Raw genomic sequence first — 625 nt, 5'->3', positions numbered from 1 at the left:
CCTGCGCGCTCATTACAATGAGGCGGTTATGAAATGCTCTCTAGCGATCTCATGTCGCATGAGTCAGTAATACCCCGTACTCATTTATAGTGTAGTAAACGAGGCGAGCGGGTGAAGATGGCAGGACATAACCGTACGCCGCCTACCTGCCCTCTAGTTGAGGATTCCAGCGCCGCTTGAACTTGGGTCAAGGTGTTGTGAGATATAAGTGGTGAAGTGGACCCCGTTTTTCGGACCACCGGCTTAGATGGAAAAACGGCTTTGAAAAGGTGAAAACAAGAGGCATCGTGGCGAGCACAACTCGGAGAGAAAACGATGCCTCGGCAGCGGCGAATATTCGATGGGGCATTTAAGGCGAAGGTGGCCTTGGATGCGATTCGTGGCCTGAAGACAGTGAGCGAGTTGGCCTCATTGCACAAGGTCCACCCGACGCAGATTGCGCTCTGGAAGAAGCAACTCTTGGAGGGAGCGATGGGCGTGTTTGAGTCGCCATCGGCCAAGAAGGCGGCGACAGACGAGCCGAGTTCCGCAGAGCTCTATGAGCAGATCGGTCGACTGAAGGTCGAACTCGATTGGCTCAAAAAAAAAGTGGCCGAGAACGGTGGCTGAACGCCGGTCTTGGATT

Annotated in this window: 1 pseudogene; it reads left to right on the top strand. The window is 53.9% G+C overall.

Going from position 1 to position 625, the window contains the following annotated elements:
- Positions 1-315: 315 nt before the first annotated feature.
- Positions 316-468: pseudogene (locus OSO_RS52410) on the top strand (transposase); the annotation flags it as partial.
- Positions 469-625: the final 157 nt, after the last annotated feature.

Source organism: Schlesneria paludicola DSM 18645 (assembly GCF_000255655.1).
GTDB lineage: Bacteria > Planctomycetota > Planctomycetia > Planctomycetales > Planctomycetaceae > Schlesneria > Schlesneria paludicola.
This window is presented reverse-complemented; position numbering and strand designations above follow the sequence as displayed.